The 576-nt window shown below is 71.4% G+C and carries 1 pseudogene; it reads right to left on the reverse strand.

From position 1 onward, the window contains the following. Positions 1-384: 384 nt before the first annotated feature. Positions 385-576 (reverse strand): annotated as a pseudogene (locus ACFFRH_RS44530) (hypothetical protein); the annotation flags it as partial.

Raw genomic sequence — 576 nt, forward strand, 5'->3', positions numbered from 1 at the left:
CCGGGCTGGCTCTGAGCGGTGCCGGTAGCACCTGGGGTCTGGGCACCTGGTGGGCCGCCACCCCGCTGGTGCGCCGCCACCCCATCCTCCGATAACCCTCATCTCACCGTCGATGACAAGGCCCGTCCCTCGGGGGAGCGGGCCTTTTCCGTGCGTGCGGGCGGGGGGAGGCCGTACCCCGGACGTTCAGGCTCGTCGGAGCGGCGTGACCTGATGGCGGCTCGTCCTGAAGGAGGCGGGTGTCGGCGGATGCCGCGCGGTCGCGATGCGTTCCGGGCGGGACCGGCGGAACGGAATTCGACGGGATGCGACGGGATACGAACGGGATCGGTGGGACGGCGAGGGGCCGTGCGGGAGGGGAGACGCCTCGGGGGCGGGAAGGTGTCAGGCTTCCCGCTTGTCGTGCTCGTCGTCTTGGGATGTGAGGCGGCGGCCGGTGATGTGTTCGGCGCGGACCAGGATGTAGTGGTCGCGGCTGTCTGGTGCCCAGGTGTGCAGGGGGAGGGTGGACAGGTGTTGGATCTCGTGGGGTTCGTGTGCGGCGCGGGCGGGTCCGATGGCGGTGACCGACCAGCC

Source organism: Streptosporangium vulgare (genome assembly GCF_042428775.1).
Classification (GTDB): domain Bacteria; phylum Actinomycetota; class Actinomycetes; order Streptosporangiales; family Streptosporangiaceae; genus Streptosporangium; species Streptosporangium vulgare.